This is a genomic window from Kitasatospora sp. MY 5-36, from assembly GCF_001182915.1.
Classification (GTDB): domain Bacteria; phylum Actinomycetota; class Actinomycetes; order Streptomycetales; family Streptomycetaceae; genus Kitasatospora.
In genome coordinates this window covers 1-3,444 of record NZ_LFVW01000589.1, presented here as the reverse complement: position 1 = coordinate 3,444, position 3,444 = coordinate 1, and the positions used below count along the sequence as shown (strand labels likewise).

The 3,444-nt window shown below is 73.6% G+C and carries 1 protein-coding gene and 1 pseudogene; both read right to left on the bottom strand.

Annotation, left to right across the window (positions count from 1 at the left end; genetic code table 11):
- Positions 1-1,331 (bottom strand): annotated as a pseudogene (locus tag AE652_RS30915) (amino acid transporter); the annotation flags it as partial.
- A gap of 249 nt (positions 1,332-1,580) precedes the next feature.
- Positions 1,581-3,224 carry a multicopper oxidase family protein gene (locus AE652_RS30910; protein ID WP_049657496.1) on the bottom strand — a complete coding sequence of 548 codons (1,644 nt, stop codon included), beginning with the start codon at positions 3,222-3,224 and terminating at the stop codon, positions 1,581-1,583.
- Positions 3,225-3,444 lie beyond the last annotated feature (220 nt).

The following is a 3,444-nucleotide window of genomic DNA, read 5'->3' as shown; positions in this document are numbered from 1 at the left end:
ATGGCGGCGGAGCTGATCAGCACCAGCACGCCGGTCGCGTACGCGCCGCCCTGGGCGTCCACGTCGGCGTCGAAGATCCAGGTGACCAGGAAGCCGATCAGGGTCAGCACGATCACCATCGGCCGCACCGCGCGGGCCCAGTGCGGGGCCATGCCGTAGCGCGGCAGGTAGCGGGGCAGCAGGTTGAGCATGCCCGCCATGGCGGAGGCGCCGGCGAACCAGAGGATCGCGATGGTGGAGAGGTCGTAGACGCTGCCGAAGGCGCCGCCGAGGTACTCGTGGGCCAGGTACGCCAGGGCGCGGCCGTTGGCGTCGCCGCCGGCCTTGAACTGGTCGGCCGGGATGAGCAGCGTGGTGATGAAGCTGGTGGCGATCAGGAAGCAGCTCATGATCACGGCGGCGGTGGTCAGCAGCTTGCGGGTGCCGCGGATCCGGCCGGCCGGGTTCGCCTCGGTGTCGTCGGGGTCGCCCTTGATGTGCGGCATCACGGCGACGCCGGTCTCGAAGCCGGACAGGCCGAGCGCCAGCTTCGGGAAGGTCACCAGGGCCACGCCGACCATGACGATCGGGTTGCCGTGCTGGGCGGTCAGCGCGTCCGTCCAGTCGGTGACCACGTGCGGCGCCGAGACGATCTTCCAGAGGCCGACGGCCACCACGACCACGTTCAGCACCAGGTACGTCCCGACCAGGAAGACCGCCAGGCCGATCGCCTCGCTGAAGCCCTTGAGGAAGACCGCGCCGAGCAGGGCCACCAGGACCAGCGTGATCACCACCTGCTTGCCGCCGAGGAAGCCGGTCAGGTGCGGGTTCTCCACCAGGTGCGCGCTCGCGTCGGCGGCGGACAGCGTGATGGTGATCAGGAAGTCCGTCGCCGCGAAGCCGAGCAGCGCGAGGACGAACAGCTTGCCCTTCCAGAACGACAGCAGCCGCTCCAGCATCGCGATCGAGCCCTCGCCGCGCGGGCTCTCCTTGGCCACCCGCCGGTAGACCGGCAGCGCGCCCAGCAGGGTGACCACCACCAGCACGATGGTGGCGATCGGCGACAGCACGCCCGCGGCCAGGGCGGCGATGCCCGGCTGGTAGCCGAGCGTCGAGAAGTAGTCCAGGCCGGTCAGGCACATCACCCGCCACCAGCGCTGGCCGGCGGGCGTGCCGTGCGCGGCGGAGTCCCCCGCCGCCGCGCCCCCGGTCGGCGCCTCCGGGGCGCCCTCGTCGGCGGACTGCCGCACGGGCTTCTCCGCGGTCACGTCCTCCAGCAGCCAGCTGCGGAGGCGTATTCGCGCCGACGGCGCGTCCGACTCCGCCGTCTCCGTCGAACCCGACGAAACCACCTTGCACCTCTTGTTTAAAGACCCCGTAAAAACGCCGTCGGGCGACGGCAGTGCGTCAGGCTATGCGACCGGCGTTAAGGATCCGCTACCGGGCCGCGTTAAGAAATCGTCATGACGCCGCAGGTCGGTGCCGGTGGCACGCCGGAGTGCGCCGGGTGCCGGAGACGGCGGGACCCCGAACCGGCGGAGCGGTTCGGGGTCCTTTCGGGGTGGAACCCGGGCACTTTCGCGCGGGGGGGGAGTCCGCGATCAGGCCCGGTAGCCGAGGACGGTCATCATGCCCGTCTCCGCGTGGTAGACGTTGTGGCAGTGCACCATCCACAGGCCCGGGTTGTCGGCGTCGAAGTCGACGGCCAGGGTCGTGCCCGGCAGCACCACCGCGGTGTCCTTGCGCGGGCCGTCCCCGGGCAGCGCGAAACTGTGACCGTGCAGGTGGACGGGGTGCCACATGGCGGTGCTGTTGCGGAACTCCAGCCGCACCCGCTCGCCCGCCGCCACCGGGTAGCGCTGCGCCGGGTCGTACCGGCGGCCGTTGAACGCCCAGTCGGCCTTCGCCATCCCGCCGGTGAGCTCCAGCCTCACCGTGCGGTCCGGCGCCTTGGCGGGCAGCCGGACGTCCGGGGCGGCCCTGAGCTGCCCCGCGGTGAGCAGCCGGCCGTCCAGCTCGGCCGGGCGGACGGCGGCGTCGGGCGCGGCGCCGCCGCCGGTGCGCAGCACGGCCAGGGCGGTGGAATTCTTGCCCTCGGCCAGCGCGGTCAGCGGGAAGGCGCCGTCCTTGGCGGTCACCAGCACGTCGTAGCGCTCGCCCATGCCGAGCAGCAGCGCCTGGGTGGTAGCCGGTTCGACCGGGAAGCCGTCGGTGTGGGTGACGGTCAGCTCGTGGCCGCCGAGGGCGACCCGGTAGGCGGTGTCGCCGCCCGCGTTGACCAGCCGGATCCGGATCCGGTCGCCGGGCTTGGCGGTGAAGGTCTCGGGCGCGGTCGCGAGCCTGCCGTTGACCAGGTGGAACGGGTACGCGACGTCACCGGCGTCGCCTCCCAGCAGCGGGCTCTGAGCGCCCATCAGCATCCGGGACGGGCCGGCGGCGTTCGGGGTGCCGCCCGGGGCGCTGCCCGTCCCAGTCATCCCCGCCATGTCGTGGCCCGGCATCCCCGTCATCCCCGGCATGTCGTGGCCGGAGCCGCCCGAGTGGTCCATCCCGCCCATGCCCCGGGCGAGTTCGGCGAGGACGGCGTCCGGGGTGCTGCCGTCGACGCCGTCCACCCAGTCGTCCAGGACGACGACCCACTCCTTGTCGTAGGCCAGCGGCTCCCTGGGGTCCTCCACGATCAGCGGGGCGTACAGGCCGCGGTCCTGCTGGACGCCGGAGTGCGGGTGGAACCAGTACGTGCCCGGGTGGGCGAGCGCGAAGCGGTACTCGAAGGAGGCGCCGGGCCGGACGTCGGCCTGGGTCACGCCGGGCACGCCGTCCATGTCGTTGCGCAGCGCGAGGCCGTGCCAGTGCAGCGTGGTGGGCTGCGGCAGGTGGTTGGCGAGGGTGACGGCGAGCGTGTCGCCGAGGGTGGCGCGCACCTCCTGGCCGGGCAGGCGGTCGCCGTACGCCCAGCTGCGGACGGTGCGGCCGCCGAGGTCCAGGGTGGTCTCGGTGGCGGTGAGCGCGACCTTCCGCTCCGGGCCGGGGTTGCGCCGGGCCTCGGCGGCGGCGACCTCGGGGCCGTTCGGGGCGAGGTAGCCGGCCGGGGCGGCGGCTCCGGTCGTGCCGCTCGTGGGGCCGTGGTTCATGGACCCGTGGTCCATGCCCTTCATGGAGCCGGAGGAGCAGGCGGTGAGCAGGCCGGTCCCGGCGGCGGCGAGCGCGGCGCCGAGGACGGTACGACGGGTGGGTGTGCGCATGGCGGAGTGCACCTCGTGCGGTGTGTGGGTGTGCAGGACGTCGCGTCGGCCGTTCCGTGCGCGGGCGCTGCGGGGCGCGAGCGGGCGCGTGGACGTGCGCGCGGGCGCTCCATGGCGGGCGCGGGCACGGGACGGCGGGCGCGCGCCTACTGGCGCAGCACCGAAAGCCGGGTGAGGAGTATCCGCCCGCCCCCGGGCGGGGGCAGCGCGCGGACGGCCC

Coding starts and splice junctions, on each gene's coding strand:
- AE652_RS30910 (WP_049657496.1), bottom strand. CDS start 3,224: ATGCGCACACCCACCCGTCGTACCGTCCTCGGCGCCGCGCTCGCCGCC.